Source organism: Ruminiclostridium josui JCM 17888 (assembly GCF_000526495.1).
Classification (GTDB): domain Bacteria; phylum Bacillota; class Clostridia; order Acetivibrionales; family DSM-1351; genus Ruminiclostridium; species Ruminiclostridium josui.
On sequence record NZ_JAGE01000002.1, the window covers coordinates 514,664 to 535,768 of the forward strand.

Annotated in this window: 2 protein-coding genes; both read left to right on the top strand. The window is 38.4% G+C overall.

The window, feature by feature from the left end; all coding sequences use genetic code 11:
- Window positions 1-4 precede the first annotated feature (4 nt).
- On the top strand, window positions 5-10,222 hold the full coding sequence (locus K412_RS21545; protein ID WP_024834507.1) for an SDR family NAD(P)-dependent oxidoreductase: 10,218 nt from the start codon (window positions 5-7) through the stop codon (window positions 10,220-10,222).
- Window positions 10,219-21,099, top strand: coding sequence for a PfaD family polyunsaturated fatty acid/polyketide biosynthesis protein (locus K412_RS21550; RefSeq protein WP_024834508.1), 10,881 nt, complete (start codon window positions 10,219-10,221; stop codon window positions 21,097-21,099). The genes K412_RS21545 and K412_RS21550 overlap by 4 nt, the downstream gene beginning before the upstream one ends.
- Window positions 21,100-21,105: the final 6 nt, after the last annotated feature.

The window sequence follows — 21,105 nt, forward strand, 5'->3', positions numbered from 1 at the left end:
TGCAATGAATGATGGTGCTATCAATAAGCTTGAAATACAAGGAGCAATAAGCAATAAAGAATGTGATATTAACAATAAAAAGGATATCGCTATTATTGGGATGGCTTGCCGCTTTCCGGGAGCAAACAATACTCAAGAATTTTGGGAAAACTTGATTTCGGGGGTAAACAGCATAACGGAAATCCCACAGGAACGTTGGGATTGGAGAGAAGTATACGGAGATCCCCAGAAGGAAGAAAATAAAACGAATAGTAAATGGGGGGGATTTATCGATAACCTTGATAAATTTGATTCCCGTTTTTTTAACATATCACCAAAAGAAGCCAATTATATCGATCCTCAGCATAGAATTTTTCTTGAAACAGTTTGGCAGCTTTTCGAAAATTCGGGATACAGCCCAAAAAGCTTGTCTGGAAGAAAAATTGGTGTATATGCAGGAGTTTCCAAGAATGATTACAGTGAGCTTTTAGGTCATGACATCAGTGCTTTTGTATCAACGGGTACAGTTCATTCCATATTAGTAAATAGAGTGTCATTTTTCTTTAACTTTAATGGGCCCAGTGAAGCAGTAGATACAGCATGTTCAAGCTCATTAGTTGCTTTACATAATGCGGTGAAAGATATATGTCTGGGAGAGTGCGAAGCTGCTGTTGTAGGTGGCGTAAACGCAATGATTAGTCCTCGAATGTATATTTCACATGCAAAATCCGGAATGTTGTCCAAAGATGGGCAGTGTAAGACATTTGATGCATCAGCAAATGGATATGTCCGCGGGGAAGGTGTTGGTGCACTTTTTATTAAGCCTCTTGAAAAGGCTCTCAAGGACAAAGACAATATCCTTGGAGTGATTAAAGCGACAGCAATTAATCATGGTGGTCGCTCTAACTTTTTGACTGCACCAAATGTAACAGCTCAAGCCGAGGTAGTATTAACAGCTTTGAAAAGGTCTGGAGTAGACCCTAGAAATATCAGCTATATTGAAGCTCATGGTACAGGAACTCCTTTAGGTGATCCTATAGAAATTAATGCACTCAAAAAGGCCTATAAAGAATATTATGATTTTTGCAATGTTGAGATGAAAGAAAGCAACTATTGTGGTATTGGCTCAGTGAAGACAAATATAGGACATCTTGAAAGTGCCTCAGGCATGGCCTCAATAATTAAAGTATTGCTATGTATGCAGCATGGGATGCTACCTCAATTACTTAATTTTAAAGAGTTAAATCAATATATAGAATTGGATAATTCTCCCTTTTTTATCGTTAAAGAGCCAATGAAATGGGAAAACAGACAAATTAATGAAAAAATTCAACCCAAGCAAGCTGCTGTCAGTGGCTTTGGGATGGGTGGCGTAAATGCCCATGTTATTCTTGAAGAACCGCCGAAAGTCCAGCGAAAGCAGCTAGTTGATAATTCGGTAAAACATCTTGTGCTGCTCTCATCCAAAAAAGACCGATTGAAAACTATGGTACAGGACTTACTGGATTTTCTGTGCAATGAGAACGGACTTAAAGTATCCATTGAAGACATTGCCTTTACAATGATGTTCGGACGTGATGAATTTGAAGAAAGACTGGCAGTTTACACGGATTCAACAGCAAACCTTATTGCTTTACTGCAGGGGTATATGAAAGGTGAAACTTCAAAAGACTGTTTTTATGGCTTGGCTTCCGGTATAAAAGGCAATATACCAGAAAAGGTAATGTTTACAGACGATTTGCTGCATTACGCTGTTAAGTGGGTGAACGGTGGCTTAATTGATTGGGATATTTCAACATTTCCTGGTAAACGTACCTTACTGACAGGTCATCCGTTCTTAAAGAAGCGTTGCTGGTTTATGAATATGGATAATAAAGAAAGTGAGATAAAAACTGGAATTGTTGAGAAGAAAATATCCGAAAAGGGGTTTATCACAAAAATAACAGTTACTACAGATTCTTTAATGGTTGCCCACCATCTTGTTCAAAGTAAAAAAACAATGCCTGGAATGGGTTATGTGGAACTGGCATTAAAAACACTGGCAGAAGAATTGGGTGCCAATAATGTGAATTGTTGGAGCATGAAAAAAATCTATTGGATTAAGCCTGCTGTTTTTCTGGAAGACTCAATGGAACTTACACTATCCTTCAAGCCTGCAGGCAATGAATATAATTTCCAAATTAACATTTCCAATGAGGTATATTGCCAAGGTGTAGTCGAAATATTCAGCAATAATTTAGAAACAGACAGGCTTGATATTCAGAAAGTAATCGGACGGTGCTCGGAGGAAGAATCCAATGAATCTTTGTATAGTAGATTTATAAAAAGTGGTCTTTTATATGGGCCTTCCTTCCAAATGTTACAAAATATTTATTGTGGGCAAAATGAAGCAGTTGCAAAAATTAATGACAAAACTCAAAAGACAGTTGTTGGAATTCTTGATGGTGCTTTGCAGACGGCAGTCAGATTGAGCATTAAAGATAAGTCGGGTGAAGATTCCCAATACGTGCCTTATTTTTTAGAAAATCTTGTATGTAAGGGAGATTTGGAAAAGCTGAGTTTCTATTATGTCAGACAGCAAGAAGATTCAAATGAATCTGTTCTAAAATTTGATATATTTGGTTGTGATCAAAAAGGACAAGTTCTTTTATCTTTTGAGAACTTTGTGAAACGTGCTCTGCCCGGCAAAGGTGACAATAGTCAACAGGTTTATTATTATACATCCCAGTGGCGTAAAAAAGAAAGCAATTGGAATCCTTTAGCAGCAACTGGCGTTATGATTATTAATGGCGATAAGAGCATGAAAGAAAATGCCATAGCAACAGTTGGTGAAGGCATTCAAATCACTATGTATAAAACCTTCAAAACTGACAAATTGGAGGGTGAATCTTTAAGAGCTGACGATTCGGTAGATTTCCTTAAGCTGTTTAAAGAATTGATGACTAAAAAAAGTATTCCAAGTCATATTGTTATGCATTCCTACAGCCCGGGAAAAGGCGACTTAAAGGTTTTGCTTCACCTGATTCAATCTCTGATTAAGGCTAAAATAAAGAATCCGGTTAAAATTTCTTATTTTGATATGGACGGCAAACCAGAGTTTTTACCATATATTCATGCTGTAGGCGGACTAGCGCGTACATTGAAATATGAATATCCGCGTATCAGGTTGGAGGTTACAAGCTTTGACGGCAAGAATGATAAAAACCATGAACTGCTTTGGAAAGAAGTATTTGCAAATTTTTCACCCATGAATGAAACACGCTTTGTTCTGGGAAAGAGATATCAGCGGGAAATGGTTCCTGTGGCAGGTAAGCATTCAAATGAAGAATTATGTTTTAAAAAAGGCGGCGTGTATGTTTTTGCCGGAGGGGCAGGGGGACTTGGAAAAATATTCTCTGAATTTTTGGCCCGGAATTATCAGGCAAATTTGATTTTACTTGGACGGAAGGCTAAAAATGAACATATACAAATATTTCTGGATGATATTAGCAAAACAGGAGGAAATGCAGAATATATTCAAACAGATATTGCCGATGAGCATCAGTTGAAAGAGTCTTTAAAAGGTATAAGGGCTCAATATGGCGGCATTGATGGAGTAATACAAGCTGGAGGCATGATTGAGGATAGCTTTATTATCAACAAATCGGCAGAATCATTTGAAAGAGTTATATCATCTAAGATTGATGGTACTGTGAATCTGGATAAATTCACAGCATACGATAATCTAGATTTCTTTATTATGTTTTCATCTGTAGCTGCATTAATGCCGAATCAAGGCCAATGTGATTATTCTTCAGGCAATAGCTTTATGGATTACTATTCTGAATATCGAAGTCAAATGGTTGCAGAAAATAAGCGTAAAGGTCTTTCGATTTCAATAAACTGGCCCCTTTGGGAAAGTGGCGGGATTCAGGTTATGCCTCAAGAAAAGGAGCACCTTAAGAATGTTTTTGGAATGCAGCCGGTGGAAAATAATAATGGACTGAAAATATTTGCGGAACTCTTGAAGATTTCCAAAGAGCAAAATCTTACACAGATTTTAGGCATTGAAGGTGACAAGGCTAAAATAGATAAGCATTTCCAGATTTCAAATCATTCATTTGCAAAACTGGAATCAATTTTACCAGAACTATTGACAAAAGATTTGAAAATCATGGTTTCCATGGTGTTCCAAAAACCCATGGAGGAAATAAGTGAAAATATTTCATTAAAAGAATTTGGTGTAGATTCGGTTTCATTGCTAAAAATTGCACAAATTTCCAGAAAGTTTATCGGGATTGATATCAAGCCTACTTTATTTTTCGAATATGAAACCATCATGCAATTAAGAGAGTATTTGCTTCAAGAAAAGTACGACAAAATCAAAGAGAATTATGAAAAGCTTGGAAAAACTGTGGAATTATACAGAAGCACAGGCTTTTTAGATGTTGAACTGTCGGAAATAAATCAGGGGATTTATCAACGAGTCTACCATAATAATGAGTTTTATATGGTAGATCATGTAGTTGAAGAGAAATTCAATGTTCCTGGTGCTTGCTTTATAGAAATGGCAAGACAGGCAGGAGTACTGGCTTACCCGGATCAAAAGCTTTGTAAATTAACAAACAATTACTGGGCAAAGCAGCTTTCTTCCAGTGGAGAGCCATTTACAGTTTACATTCAACTACAGGAAAAGGATGACCGTGTATGTTATGAGATTTATAGTTTGGAAAAAACGCAGCAAAGGGATATCTATGCAACAGGGGAATTGGTTTTTGAAAGTTTTGAACAGCCTCAAAAAGTAATTGAAGGGCTTGATTTTAAAGAAATTAAGGATAGATGCTCTGTTTCCTGGTCAAGAGAACATGTTTATAAGCAAATTCATGCTGAAGGACTGATAGTGGGGCCTACATTTATGCCAATGCAGGAAATCTACTCCAATGAGAATGAAACTCTGGCTATACTCGAATTGCCTGAGATTATCAGCGATACTTATCAGGATTACTTAATTCATCCTACAATGTTGACAGGGGTTTTCCAGACTGCGCTCATGAATAATCGCTTCTATGAAGGCGATTACAATACTTATATTCCAATAGCTATAGATTGTATAGAAATAATGGATTTGATACCTCAAAGATGTTATGTATATTGTAAATCGAATCCTAAAAACAAAAACAATCAGGATATAAAGAAATTTGACTTGATGGTTTGCAATGAAAACGGCGGAGTTGTAGCAATACTTAATGGTTTTGCAATTAGAGCAAGAAAAACCGATGGGCAGAAAGCTGCTGACAGAACACTGGCTGCAATTGAAAAGAAAGCAGTTGTTGATAAATCCATTAACACAGTATTGGCACAGAACTTTATACGGACAATGATTGCGCCAGTTATCGGTGTTGAGCCGGCTGACATTAAGCCAGATGATGATTTTGAAACATATGGAATCAATTCAGTATTGATACTTGAATTGAACCAGGTGCTGGAAGAGAACTTCGGAAGTGGATTGTCCAAGACCTTGTTCTTTGAGTATCGTAATTTGTCCGAGCTTACAGAGTATTTCATGGATGAACATAAAGAGGTACTTAGAGCAAAGCTGCCTGTACAACCTGAGCTTGAGGAAAGTGCTGAGGAGGAAATTAGTAAGATTTCAGAAAAAATAAATTTCGAAGAATCAGCTAAAGTGAGTTCTATTAAGATACAGAGCAGCGGACAAACATTATATGAGCCAATTTCACGTGATATAGCAATAATAGGCTTAGCTGGACGCTATCCAAAAGCAAAAACACTTTTGGAATTTTGGGAAGTCTTGAAGAATGCTACAGATTGTATAGAAGAAATCAGGACTGACCGTTTTGATTTCAGGCCCTACTATGATGCGGACAAAGAAAATGGCAAACTTGTCAGCAAGTGGGGAAGCTTTATAGACGATGTTGATAAATTTGACCCTATGTTTTTTAATATATCACCCCGTGAAGCGGAACTTATGGATCCGCAGGAAAGGCTGTTTCTTGAGGTTGTGTGGCATACACTGGAAGATGCAGGGTATACAAGACAAGGATTAAAAGATAAGACCGTAGGGGTATTTGTAGGCGCTTTATGGCAACCATATCAGGAAGTAGGCGTACATATGCGTAAGAATGGGAATATGGTTGGCCCTAGTACCCTTCTTTACAACATTGCAAACAGGGTTTCATATTATTGTAATTTTAATGGCCCAAGCATGGCTGTTGACACTGCATGCTCATCTTCGTTGACTGCTTTGCATATGGCGTGTAAGAGTATTCAAAGTGGCGAAAGTGATTTGGCAATAGCGGGCGGGGTTAATTTATCCATTGGAGAAAGCAAATATATGTTCCTGAATCAATACAAGTTTCTGTCAAGTGAAGGCAAATGCAGAAGTTTCGGTGCAGGCGGAGATGGGTATGTTCCTGGGGAAGGAGTAGGGGCTATATTGCTGAAACCCCTTGAAAAGGCTGAAAAGGATAGGGATCACATCTATGGAGTGATTAAGGCAACCGCTGTAAATCATGGAGGAAAAACAAATGGATATTCTGTTCCTAATCCTATAGCTCAGTCTGAAGTAGTGCTTAAAACACTGGAAGAAGCCAACATTAACCCACGCAATATAAGCTATATTGAGACTCACGGAACTGGTACAGCACTTGGGGATCCTATTGAAATTACAGGATTGACCCGGGCTTTTAACAAGTATACACAGGATAAGCAGTTTTGCCATATAGGTTCTGTGAAGTCAAATATAGGGCATTTGGAAGCAGCTGCTGGGATTGCAGGTTTGACGAAAATATTATTACAGATGAAATATAAAAAATTAGTACCATCCTTGCATTCAAGGACACTCAATCCATATATCGATTTCAAATCTACACCCTTTAAGGTTCAACAGGAGCTTGAGGATTGGAATAATCCTATGGGTGTTGTTGACGGAAAAGTTGTGGAATATCCGCGGATTGCCGGATTGTCTTCCTTTGGTGCAGGAGGGGCGAATGCACATGTTATTGTGAGTGAGTATTTACCTGAAAATGAAAGCAGTAGAATATCTGCGAATTTCATGCCTGTGCTGGTTGTATTATCTGCTAAAAATAAGGAGCAACTAAAGGAAAGAGCTATTTTGCTGAAAAATGTAATAGAAGATGGCTGTTTATCGGATGAAGATCTTGTAAATATGGCGTATACCCTTCAAGTTGGACGAGAAGCCATGGAGGAGAAGCTTGCGATTATTGTAAATTCTTTAAAAGAACTAGATAAAAAACTTGAAGATTTTATTAACGGGCAAGACCATATTGAGAATCTTGTAAGAGGAAAAAATGATCCCATTGCAATCAAACTGTTTTCTGAGGATGCGGACATGCAGGCGGTTGTAAAAATGTGGGCTGCAAAGGGGTATTATTCCAAGATTGCAGAACTTTGGGTAAGAGGAATGGAAATTGACTGGGGTATTATTTATGGAGATATAAAACCTTACCGTATAAGCTTACCGGTATATCCTTTTGCCAATGAACACTATTGGTTGTCTGACAATGACGAAATATCTGAAAGCAGTATAAGAAGTTTAGTGAAGTCAACTGCCCTTCATCCTTTACTGCATAATAATGTTTCAAATTTCTTTGAACAACGGTTTTGCACACAATTCTCAGGACGAGAATTCTTTTTGGAGGATCATGTAGTCAAGGGTGAAAAAGTGCTTCCTGGAGTTATTTTCCTTGAAATGGCCAGGGCAGCCGTGAACATAGCCATGGGAAATATGACAAACGAAGTTTCTGGAATCAGAATGAGAAACATTGTTTGGATTCGTCCGGTAGTAGTAAAAGAAGAACCTATAGAAATAAATGTAAGGCTTAGTCTAGAGGAAAGTGGACAAGTCAATTATGAGATATATAGAAAAGATAAAGAAGATACGTCTTTTGATTTGGTTTACTGCCAAGGTGATGCGGTAATCCTTCAGAAGCCGAAGACTGAAATAATTAATATTGATGATTTGAAGGCTGAATGCGATTATGCTAGCTTCTCTACAGATGAATGCTATGAGGTATTCAGGTCTATGAACGCTGAATATGGGAGCAGACTGCAGGGGATACAAAAGGTTTTTGTAGGGCAGCAAAAACTTCTTGCAAAGCTTTCGCTGCCAATGTCAATGTGGGATGCTGAGGATGAATTCGTACTTCATCCAACCATTATGGATTCAGTTTTACAGCTTTGCTTAATTATAGGTTCTACGGAGATAGGCTCTTTTGGAGATAAGGAAAAGCGAAATCCATATTTGCCTTTTGCACTGGAAAACTTAGAGATTTTGAAAGAACTTCAACCTCAAATGTGGGCATACGTAAGGCCGTCTGGAGAGGAAGGGGTAACAAAGGAATTTCAGAAGCTGGACATTGATGTATGCAATGATAGTGGAGAAGTATGCATACGAATTAAGGGGTTCTCTACTCGAGTATTAGAAGGTGAATTCCAAAACGATGAAACTAGCAAAATCTATGATGCAACGGAAACAGTGTTGCTCACCCCTGAATGGCATAAAGCCAATGTTTTAAAGAGCGAATTTGATACTAAAAAGGAATCAAATGTTTTGATTGTTGGTGGCAATGACAGGAAATTTGAAGAGATAAAAGAAAAGTTCTGTAATTCGAAGAAGTTTCACATAGAGATGCAAAATACTATTGAGGAGTTAACAGCACTCCTTGATAGCTATGGACAAATTGACCATATTGTATGGTTTGCACCGGATGAAGAAGTGATTTCTGCTACTGACAATACTTTAATAGAACAGCAGGAGTATGGTGTAATCACTGTTTTCCGATTGATTAAGGCTTTGCTTAATAAAGGCTATGGCACAAAAAAACTGGTTTGGAGTGTAATTACATATAAAACTTGTCAAGTACTCAAAAGTGATGTAGCAAACCCAGGACATGCCAGTTTGCATGGGCTCCTTGGGACAATGGCCCAAGAATACCCCAACTGGGATATACGGCTGTTTGACTTGGAAGATAGCAATGAGTTTTCGGTGAATAATATTTTTACAATATCCAGCGAGACTAATGGAAAACCCTTAGCTCTTCGCAATTCTGTTTGGTATGAAGAAAAGTTAATTCCTGTTCAAAGCCTTTCTCAGGAGAATGTCGCGTACAGGAGCGGCGGAGTATATGTGGTGATTGGTGGTGCAGGAGGGCTCGGTGAAGTTTGGAGTGAATATGTAATTAAAAACTATAAAGCACAGGTAGTATTAATCGGCAGACGGCAGAAAGACAGCAGCATTCAAGCAAAATTAGACAGACTTGCTGCCTTTGGTCCTACTCCACAATACATCAGTGCAGATGCATCAGATTTCAATTCATTAAAGCATGCATATGAAGAAATTAAGAAGATGTATCCAACTATTCACGGTGTAATACATTCTGCAATCCTGTTACTTGACCGAAGCTTGGCAAATATGGATGAGGAGCGTTTTAGGACTGCTCTGGCCGCTAAGGTTGATACTAGCGTTCATATGTCTCAAGTATTTAAGAATGAGCCTTTGGATTTTGTGCTGTTTTTTTCCTCAATAAACTCTTTTTTGAAAACTCCAGGACAAAGCAACTATGTTGCAGGATGTACCTTTAAGGATGCTTTTGCAAAACGGCTGAGTAAGGAATGGAATTGTGCAGTAAAGGTTATAAACTGGGGGTATTGGGGAAATGTTGGGGTTGTAGCCTCTCAAGAATATATGGATAGAATGGCTAAAACAGGTTTTGCATCCATAGATCATATAAAGGCTATGGAAACATTGGAAATGCTGCTTCAAGGAGCTTTGTCTCAATTAGTCTTCTTTGAAAAATTGAAGCTTGCTGATTTTACTGGATTGAATGCCTATATAGCGAATGAAGAGAAGATTACAGTGCTACCCACACATTTTCCTTCAAGCATACAATATTTACAGAAAAAAATAAGTACTACCCTGAATACAGACAGTCAGGATACATCCAAAATGGACGAGGATATGTTGAAGAAAATAATCGTGGATACCGTATCATCAATACTTGATGTAGCACATGAGTATATAGATGCAGGTGTCGATTGGATTGAAGCAGGCATGGATAATGTTGCCATGGCAAAGCTGACAGACAAAGTGAACCAGACATTTGGGTTGGAAATAAATGTTGCTTTATTATCTGAATATCGAAATATTGAAAGTCTGGCTAATTACATATCTGAGGAAAGAAAAAGTACTTTGCAAGCATATAGGGAAGGAGGGTTGCATTCATGAAAGAAATGGAAGGGCTTTTAAAAAAGCTTTTATTAGTACAACTTCAAAACTGCGGCATTTTTAATGAAAAAAAATTGATTCTATCAAAACTGAAAATAGAAAATAAGATAAGAGATTTATATAGCCCTTGGCTGGAAGAAAGTATTAAAATTTTGGAAAATGTCGGTTTTCTAAAATTTGATGGATATGCTTATACTTTGGCGGAGAATCTTAATATTGACACAAAAGAAGTATGGAAAGAATGGGACAATAATAGGGATAAATGGCTGAAAGGTCAGAATACTAAAGCCTATGCATCTTTGGTAGATGTAACTTTAAGAGCTTTGCCAGAAATTCTTACAGGCAAAACTCCTGCTACTGATATTATGTTTCCGAATTCATCCATGAATTTGGTTGAAGGAATTTATAAGAATAATGAGGTCTCTGATTTCTTTAATAAAGTACTTGCTGATGCTTTGGCTGCTTTCATAGAAGAACGCCTTAAGCAAAACCCAAAAACAAAAGTGAAGATACTTGAAATCGGTGCTGGTACAGGAGGAACTAGCGAAAAGGTTTTTCAAAATCTGCGCCCTTTTAAGGACCATATACAGGAATATTGTTATTCAGATATTTCTAAAGCATTTTTGTTGCATGCCGAAAATACTTTCGGTCCAGACAATCACTTTTTGACATATAGAATTTACAACGCTGAACTGTCCAGTGAAAGTCAGGGAATCCAAGAGGGCAGTTATGATGCAGTGCTGGCTACTAATGTGCTTCATGCAACATCAAACATTAGAAATACTTTAAGAAACGTAAAAGGACTACTGAAAAATAACGGTTTGATTCTTTTAAATGAAATAAGCTGTAATACCCTGCTTCTACATCTTACCTTCGGTCTTCTAGAGGGGTGGTGGCTATACGAAGATGCAGATTTACGTATACCGGGATGTCCCGGACTGTATCCTGAGGTTTGGAAAAATGTATTGGAAGATGAAGGTTTCAGGCATGTATTCTTTCCAGTGAAGGAGGCACATACAAGGGGGCAACAGATAATTATAGCAGAGAGTGACGGTATTATCAGAAAACGAGAAAATCTAGAGAATAAAAAGGTGAAGCAAATTGCAACCCAAAGTACCAATTTGACGACTGCGCATGAATTTAAACGGGATGAAAAGAGAGCAAAAGTAGTTCAAGGCAAAGATGTTACCGAGCAGATGGTAAATGACTATGCAAGAATGATAATTCGTGAAAGTATAGCAAAATCCATAAAAATTGATGAAAGAAAAATACAGGATGATCGTAGTTTTTCCGAATATGGTGTTGATTCTATCATTGGAGTAAACCTTATAAATTCTCTGAATAAGTGTTTTAACATTTCTATAAATACCACAGCATTATTTGAATATAATAATGTAAATAGTTTGTTAAAGCATATTATCAAAGAATTTAAACCTGTCATTGAAGGTATCCTTGAAAAAAGTCGGCCTTCTCAAGAACTGCATTCTGAGGTTGAAGAAGAATTCGATGATGAAAATAGGAATCCGGACATTAGGCAGATTAAAAGGTCTGTACATAAAAACCGAATTAACAAGCAGGAAGCACCTGAAGAGATAATCAAAGATGAACCTGCTACTGCTAAAAGAAAAAAGGACTCAATAGCAATTATAGGAATCAGTGGAAGGTTTGCAAAGTCTGATACCTTGGATGAATTGTGGGAAAACCTTATTCAAGGCTCTGATTTAACAGAAAAAGTAACACGTTGGGACCTTTCCAAACATTTTTCAGGCGATAAGAGCTATTGCAATTATGGTAGTTTTATAAATGAAATTGACAAATTTGACCCGGGGTTTTTTAATATTTCTGGTCTTGAAGCAACTTATATGGACCCGCAGCAGAGGATTTTTCTAGAAGAGTCCTGGAAAGCTTTAGAGGACGCTGGATATATTAATGATAACCTGAATGAATATTCCTGTGGTGTTTTTGTAGGATGCGTGCCAGGAGACTATCCCAATCTCTTTGACGATAATGCACCTGCCCAAGCTTTTTGGGGGAATGCCGGGTCGGTTATCCCAGCCAGAATATCCTATTTTCTAAATCTTAAAGGACCAGCGGTTGCAATTGATACTGCTTGTTCAAGTTCGTTGGTTGCTTTGCATATGGCATGCCAAAGCTTGAGAGAAAACGAAGTCAACATGGCTTTGGCCGGAGGTGTATTTATACGAACTACCGAAGAGTTTCATTTGATGTGCAGCCGTGCGGGAATGTTATCTCCTTCAGGACATTGTCATACTTTTGATAGTGCTGCAGATGGCTTCGTTCCTGGGGAAGGGGCTGGAGTTATAGTTCTCAAACGGTTGGAAGATGCTTTGGCGGACGGTGACCACATTTATGGAGTAATCACTGGCTCTGCTGTAAATCAAGACGGTGCTACAAACGGAATAACGGCACCAAATGCAAGCTCTCAGGAAAGCTTAGAGCGGAGTGTATATGACACATTTGATATAAACCCTGAGAAAATTCAGATGGTAGAGGCTCACGGAACTGGGACAAAACTTGGAGATCCTATTGAATTCCAGGCACTTACCAAAGCCTTTAGACATTATACGGATAAGAGCAATTATTGTGCTATTGGATCAATTAAGACAAATATCGGACATACTTCCACTGCAGCGGGCATAGCCAGTGTAATTAAGGTTCTGTTGTCATTAAAAAATAAGAAAATACCACCGTCAATTCATTTTGAAAATTGCAATCCAAATATTCAATTTGACCAAAGCCCTTTCTTTGTGAATACACAAGCTATAGATTGGGAGGCAAACCAGGGAGATAAACGTATGGCTGCCATAAACTCCTTCGGTTTTGGTGGTACAAATGCACATGTGGTTATAGAAGAAGCACCTTATACAGAAAGGGTTCATTCAAAGAAGCCCGCATACTTGATTGTACTTTCAGCTCGTACCAAGGAGCAGCTCCTGATACAGGCTGCTCAATTGCTAAGCCATATTGAAAAAAATAAGAACATTGATTTAGGAAATATGAGCTACACCCTTCTCACGGGAAGAAAGCATTTGAAAAACAGAATGGCTTGTGTGGTAAGGGATATAGATGAACTTGTGGAATTTTTAACAAAGTGGCTGGAGAAAGGAAATATACCACAGGTTCATACTTCAGAGCTTCATATAAATGAGCATAAGGATCAAGGGTTATTAAAGAGTTTTGGAAATCAATGTATTGAAAACTCTCTAAATACTGAATCAGTAGGGGAGTTTTTAGAAAACTATGATTTATTAGCGGAACTATACATTCAAGGATATTCTCTGAATTTTGAAAGACTGTTTTCTGAAGATTTGTATTCAAGAATTTCCTTGCCTACTTATCCCTTTGAACGTTCCAGCTATTGGGTTAAGGGGAATGGTAAAAATTATTCCCATAAAGATGTAAAGCTTGTAGCCGAGGATTCAGTTGACAGTACTGAAAATATAAAGCCAAGCACTATTTTAAATTCGCATACCGAGCCAGGAGGGATTGTATTGCAACCTTTGGATGAGGAAGCGCTTTATGAACTGGAGAAAAACCACAATCAAATTCCGTGTATGGTAACTTTAGTACAAAGTGACGAGATACTTGCTGAGAATGGAAAAGAAGCTTCTTTGGAAATTGAAAAAGTATCTGTTTCATTGGAGACACTTCAGAAAGAATTGGTATCTAGCTTGGCGGATGCTTTATATATAAAAATCGGTGATGTAGATATTGACAAACAATTTATCGACATGGGTATGGATTCAATCATTGCAGTTGAATGGATTAATGCTGTAAACAACAAATACGGTGTTTCTATAGCGGTAACAAAAGTGTATGATTACCCAACGATAAGAGAGTTTTCGGATTTTTTGATAAGGAAGCTAGGGGAAACTGATGTAGCAGTAAGCTCTGGTGAGTCTTATGATAAATTCAAGTATTCAAAACCTTTACAGGTGGATTTATCCGACACTATTACCTTTGAAGATTTGCCCACCGATGTTAGCTATGGAAGTATGAATTTGAGTGTAAAGGAAATAAAATCATCAGCAAGCATCCCTATCTCAGAATATCAAATGGAACTAGCCGCAAGTTTAGCAGATGCGTTATACATAAAACAGTCTGACATTGACTTGGACAGCCAGTTTATAGACTTAGGTATGGATTCTATTATAGGGGTTGAATGGATTAAGACCATAAACCAAAAGTACGGATTATCAATTGCTGCTACAAAAGTTTATGATTATCCTACTATAAGGGAGTTTTCGGAATTTTTAGTAAGTGAATTGGCTAAGCATAATAAAACAATAAGTGTTGTTCTTGACGAAAGGGTTGAGCCGTCAATTCCCCTACAAAATGCTGTAAATAATAACATGATAAAAATGCATCAGCCCGAGAAAGCTCCCAAAGTAGAACTCTTAAATCTGGATGACGAGATTTTGAATGCATCAGAAAATCCTGTTTTGCCGGAGATAGCTGCTACTATAGAAGAGAGCTTGCCTATGACGTTGGAGGTCAAGTCTGAAAATAAGGAGAAAGAAGTACAGAATCCCGAAGTATTGGGAACTCCTGCTTTCCGAGAGCGATACCACTGTATCTCAAATTATTATGCTGGGTCAATGTACTGTGGGGTATCCTCCGTTAAAATGGTTGTTACCATGGGGAAATCTGGTTATTTAAGTTTTCTGGGAAGTGCAGGATTAGCCATTGATGAACTAGAAAGACAAATGCAAAGCATTCAAAGAGAGTTGAGCTCCGGACAGCCTTATGGCGTTGGATTGATATGCAATTTGAATGACCCTGATGAAGAAAAGCAACAAGTAGAATTGTTATTGAAATATAAAGTACCAGTAATTGAAGCGGCTGCCTATTCATCGGCTTCTGCACCTTTGGTTTATTATAGATTAAAAGGGCTGAAAAAAGAAGGCAATAAGTTCATATTTCCGCGACGTATCATTGCAAAGTGCTCACGCTTGGAAGTTGCAAGGATGTTTATGTCTCCTCCGCCTGTAGAAATTGTTAAAGCCTTATTGAATGAAGGTCTTATAAGTGCCAGCGAAGCAGAGCTTTCTCAGCAGATTCCATTGGCCGACGATTTAGCTATAGAAGCTGATTCAGGTGGACACACAGATCAGGGAGTCTCATTTGCTCTGATTCCTTCCATTATTTCTTTAAAGAATGAAATGGTTAAGCAATATAAAAACCAAATAAGCATAATGGTTGGCTGCGGGGGAGGTATTGGGACTCCAGAAGCGGTGGCATCTGCATTTATGCTGGGTGCAGATTTTATATTTACGGGTTCAATAAATCAATGTACAGTTGAAAGTGGTGCCCATGAGGTGGTTAAGGATATGCTTTCTTCTATTACCATTCATGATACTTGCATTACAATGGCTGGAGACATGTTTGAAATAGGCTCGAAAATACAAGTGGTTAAGAAAAATACACAATTTGCAGCTAGGGCTAACCGCTTATATCGTTTGTTTATGCAGTACAATTCTATTGATGAAATGCCCGATGCAATAAGGCGTGAAATTGAAACAAAGTATTTTAAAAAGCCAATTTCAGAAGTATGGGACATTATTTGTGAATATAAAAAGAAGAAGCACCCGGAGCAAATTGCTGAAGCTAACAAAAATCCAAGATTTAAGACTGCACTTGTGTATAAATGGTATTTTGCTCATTGTAGTCAAGTGACTCTGAAAGGTGATGTATCAGAAAAAGATAATTTCATGATCCATTGCGGTCCGGCAATGGGTGCTTTTAACCAGTGGGTACGGGGCACTGCACTGGAACAGTGGAGAAACCGCAAAGTAAGTGAGATTGCGACACTATTGATGGACAAGGCTCGTGATTTTATACAGAAATATGATTTGCCGCAAACCTTACAAAATAGAAATACTGAGGATTGTGCCATTGCTGTGATTGGAATGTCAGGTCAATTTCCGAAATCAAAGGATATTGATATGTTCTGGGATAATCTGAAAAATGGAAGAGATTGTATATCTGAAATTCCTTCAACTCGCTGGCCTGTAGAAGAATACTTTGATGAAAATCCAAAGGCTGAAGGCAAAACATATTCAAAATGGATGGGGATTTTAGAAGATATAGAAAAGTTTGATCCGCAATTTTTTAACATTTTACCTGTGGAGGCAGAGTTAATGGACCCACAGCAGCGACTTTTCCTTGAAAACTGCTGGAGAAGCATCGAAGATGCGGGTATTAATCCAACTTCACTTTCAGGAAGCCGATGTGGTGTTTTCGTGGGCTGTATGACAGGTGATTATGCGAATATTGCCGGAAATAACGGATTAAATGCACATGGGATGATGGGAAATTCAAGTTCAATCTTAAGTGCAAGGATTTCCTACTTGCTTAATTTAAAAGGGCCTTGTTTGGCAATTGATACAGCGTGTTCGTCTTCCTTGGTAGCAATTGCTGAAGCTTGTAACAGCCTTATCCTTGGAACCAGCGATTTAGCATTAGCCGGTGGTGTGTGTGTGTTAACAGGACCATCTATTCATATCATGACTAGCAAGGCAGAAATGCTGTCTAAAGATGGAAAATGCTTTACTTTTGATCAGAGGGCTAATGGATTTGTTCCAGGTGAGGGTGTAGGTGTTATCTTACTAAAAAGACTATCTGATGCTATTCGGGATAATGATTCTATCTATGGTGTCATCCGTGGATGGGGTGTGAACCAAGATGGAAAAACTAACGGAATTACTGCCCCTAGTGTACTTTCTCAGATTTCTTTAGAAAAAGATGTATATGAGCGTTTTTCAATCAATCCTGAAAGCATTTCCATGATTGAAGCTCACGGTACAGGGACAAAGTTAGGAGATCCCATAGAAGTTGAGGCTCTTACTGAATCATTTGGTGCATATACTCAAAAGAAGAATTACTGTGCTTTGGGATCCTCCAAAAGCAATATTGGACATTTGCTTACCGCCTCAGGTATAGCAGGTATCATTAAAGTACTGCTTTCAATAAAGCATAAGATGTTGCCGCCTACTATCAATTTTGAACAGCTAAATGAGCATATAAATTTAGAGGAAAGTCCATTTTATATAAATACAAAGCTGCAGCCATGGGAGTCTGTAAAGGATGAACCAAGGCGTGCCGCTGTCAGTTCATTTGGATTTAGTGGAACCAATGCACATATTGTGATAGAAGAATACAGAACAGATAATAAGGACAGCCTGCTAGGGCTTGTTACCCCAGAAGAAGGCCCGGTATTGTTTACTCTGTCAACTAAAAAGGAAGGCTTACTTAAAGTTTATGCCAAATCAATACTGAACTGGGTTTTTGAGCAAAAGGAGCTTGTATTAAAGGATGTTGCATACACATTGCAAACAGGTCGAGAAGCAATGCGTTATAGAATTGCATTTGTAACAGACTCCCGGGAAGATTTGATTAATACTCTACAAAGGTTTGTAGATGGAGATTTAGTCAGCAAAATATTCCAGGGGCAGGTTGTAAAAGGTGAGAGAAATAAGCAAGGATGGAATATTGATGCTGAGAAAGATAACGTACTGGATAGTATTGTACAGGACGGAAATTTGAAATTAATTGCAGAGCATTGGGTAAATGGTTCAATAATAAATTGGGAGTTATTGTACAAAGGGACTAAGCCCAAAACTATTCATATGCCTACATACCCCTTTGACAAGCAGACTTACTGGATTGCCGGGCGTAATCAAGAAAGCCGGAAAATGGTATACCTTAAAAAGTCTTGGAAAGAGAGTAATCTCTGCTCTGAGATATCAGAGAAATGCTTACATAAAAGAATCGCAATCTTATACAACGAGGAAACGAAGGATTTAGCAGCGGAGCTTTCAAATCATTTTCCAAAAGGTAAAACAATAAATATATCTGACATTACTGCGGAGCTTAAGAAACCGGAGAAATTCTGGGAAAGCTACAATGGCTGTATTGATATAGTTGGATGTGGAAATAAAGAAAGCGAAACTTATGATTGGATTGAATGGCTACAGCGTCTTGTGGAATACGGAGATAAGGATGGGATGATGTTATTATGTGTTACGAAAGGACTAGAGTTTTTTCATAACTGTAGCGTTAACTTGTCGGGAGCCTTACATGCTGGCTTGTACCGTATGCTCCATAGTGAATACGGATATTTGACTTCACGGCATATGGATGTTGAAGCCCAGACAGATAACGAGACTCTTCTAAAACTCGTTTTAGAAGAATTTTGTCTTGAAAGTAATGAGTCAGAAATTTGCTACCGTGGAGGTAACCGATATAAGACTTCTTTCCAGGAAGAACAAATAAAGAATGTTGTATCAATAGCTGATAAAGCTTTTCCCAAAGATAAGGTTTTGCTGGTGACCGGAGGAACAAGGGGAATTGGATTCCTTTGTGCGGAGTACTTAGTAAAGAATTATGGAGTTAAATACCTTGTGTTGACGGGACGAGAAAAATTCCCGCCGAAAGAGCAATGGGATTTGTATATAGATGATAACACTTCCCTTGGTCAAAAAATCCGCAATATTAATTCACTAGAAGCAACGGGCACTGAAGTTGAAGTGTTGTCTCTAGACTTGACGGATTTTGAGGGAGTTTGCAGTGAAGTGAAAAGAATCCATGAAAAAATGGGCCATATTGGTGGTGTTATACATGCTGCAGGGATTTACGATGCAGAAAATCCTGCATTTATCAGAAAAAAACAGGATGGACTCCGTAAAGTATTGTCTCCTAAGGTAGATGGGCTTAATACACTGCTGAAAGCCTTTGAGAATCAACCCTTAAAGTTTTTCATACTTTTTTCCTCTGTATCGGCAGTAGTTCCAGCACTGGCTTCAGGGCAAAGTGATTATGCAATGGCAAATGCTTACATGGATTATGTTGCAGAAGCTAAATTTTCAGAGCTTCCTATTGTGAGTATCCAATGGAACAGCTGGAAGGAAACGGGAATGGGTGAAGCGAAGACGCCTGCTTTCAAGCAAACTGGATTTTTAAGCCAAACAAATGAAGAAGGATTGCATTTTCTGGATGATATTTTATCTGGTCAATTGGGGCCTGTTGTATTGCCTGCGGTTGTAGATAGCCGTACATGGAGTCCTGAAGCTCTTATGAAAGCAAAAAGTGAAATAAAAACCACAAAGACAATAAAAAAGCTTGATACTAAATATAAATTATATGAAGAACAAGTGACGGAAGATATCCGAAACAATGTTCAAAAGTGGATAACAGATTTATTTGCAATGGAGTTGAAGCTTTCTGAAAAGGAACTGGAAAAGGATGTTGCATTCCAAGACTATGGTATGGATTCAATCATATTGGCTCAGATTATAAGCTCAATCAATAAGCAGCTTGAACAGGATTTAGATACTTCAATTTTATATGAATATCCTACTATAGAGACCTTCTCAGGCTGGCTTATAAAGGAGCATGGCCCATCACTGGCTAAAGTAATCAAACTTGAGAAACCAGAGCAAAATGTTTCGTCAGTAGAGGCAAAAGAAGTTTTGGCTACCTCGGAGAAGACGACATACAATAGTACACCTTTAACTGCAGGGAGTATGCTAGACATTGCAGTGGTAGGACTTTCATGCAAATTCCCTGGCGCCAGAAATTTGGAAGAATACTGGAAACTATTAAAAGAGGGTCGAAAAGCCATAAGACCTGTTCCAAAGGAGAAATGGGGATATCAAAGCACATATTGGGCGGGTTTATTAGAAGATAGCGGACAATTTGACTCAAAGTACTTCATTTTGTCTGAAGCGGATGTCAAGGCTATGGATCAACAAGCACTTATAGTTCTGGAAGAGAGTTTGAAGCTATTTAGCCATGCTGGATATTCTGCTCAGGAAGTAAAGGGAAAACCTATAGGGGTTTATATTGGCGGAAGGAGTCAACACCGCCCGGAAAAGACTTTTCTTGAAAAAGCAAGAAATCCCATCGTAGCAGTTGGACAGAATTACTTGGCAGCAAATGTTTCACAGTTTTTTGATTTAAGAGGTCCTAGTATGGTTGTCGACACTGCCTGTTCTTCTGCACTGGTAGGAATGAGCATGGCCATTCAAGCGCTGCAGTCTGCTGATATTGAGGCAGCAGTTGTTGGTGGTGTTAGTTTGCTGAATTCAGATGAAGTACATCACATATTTGAGCAGAGGAAAATTTTGAGTAAATACCACCAGATGCATGTATTTGACCGTCGAGCAGATGGTGTGGTTCTGGGGGAAGGCATCGGCATGGTTTTGCTGAAAACTTTGGATAAGGCACTTGCTGATGGAGATAAAATTTACGCTGTGGTTAAATCTGTTGCAGTTAATAATAATGGGCGGACAGCAGGTCCGGCAAGTCCAAACCTAGAGGCACAGAAGGAAGTAATGCTTACAGCATTGAAGAAAAGTGGCAAGCGAGCGGAGGACATAAGTTATATTGAAGTCAACGGATCAGGTTCAGAGGTTACAGATCTGTTGGAGCTCAAATCCATCAAGTCAGTGTATGATTCAGATTCAGCCGATATTTGCATACTGGGCTCCATAAAACCCAATATCGGGCATCCCCTTTGTGCAGAGGGTATTGCAGGATTTATTAAGGTAGTGATGATGCTGAATCATCAAAGGATGGTTCCATTCCTTTCGGGGGAAGAGCCACTGAAGCATTTCGATATGGAATCAACACGTTTCAGGTATCAAAGGACTGAACAAGAGTGGACAGGCACCAAGAAGGCAGCTGCAATAAATTGCTTTGCTGATGGTGGTACAAATGTCCATGTAATATTGGAAAACTGGGAGTATGATAATGCAGTTGAGCCGAAGCGAAGACCTATTCCTCTTCCTGAACCTGAGACTGTAGAAAACCGACCTGTTACAACTTTAAATCGCTTCTGGAAACGTAAAATATAGGGGGGA

Coding starts and splice junctions, on each gene's coding strand:
- K412_RS21545 (WP_024834507.1), top strand. CDS start 5: ATGAATGATGGTGCTATCAATAAGCTTGAAATACAAGGAGCAATAAGC.
- K412_RS21550 (WP_024834508.1), top strand. CDS start 10,219: ATGAAAGAAATGGAAGGGCTTTTAAAAAAGCTTTTATTAGTACAACTT.